Annotated in this window: 1 pseudogene; it reads right to left on the bottom strand. The window is 46.5% G+C overall.

Annotated features, from left to right (window positions below):
* Positions 1–254, bottom strand: a pseudogene (locus tag IY568_RS24555) (transposase); the annotation flags it as partial.

Genomic DNA, 254 nt, shown 5'->3' with positions numbered 1-254 from the left:
AACCGTTCGCACAGAGTCAAGTTGGCTCGTCGCTTTTTATGAAGATGTTCACAGTAATCTGTCATCGCTTGCTTTCGCCCTACTGCGCCATGAAAGACCTTCGAAAACTGCATAGTCAGTTTAAGCCAGTTGTCTGGCTCTATTTGCAATCGTGTCAACAGTGGCTGACTATCGCTGATATAACCCCGCTTGTCTGCACACATACATCGGCCTGTTAACTCAACCAGTTGAATGTAATAGGTCAGCTCAAAGGG

The sequence above is a fragment of the Pseudoalteromonas sp. PPB1 genome (genome assembly GCF_015356275.1).
Lineage (GTDB): Bacteria > Pseudomonadota > Gammaproteobacteria > Enterobacterales > Alteromonadaceae > Pseudoalteromonas > Pseudoalteromonas rubra_D.
Note: the sequence above shows the minus strand (reverse complement) of the source record. Positions and strands in the feature narration are given on the sequence as shown.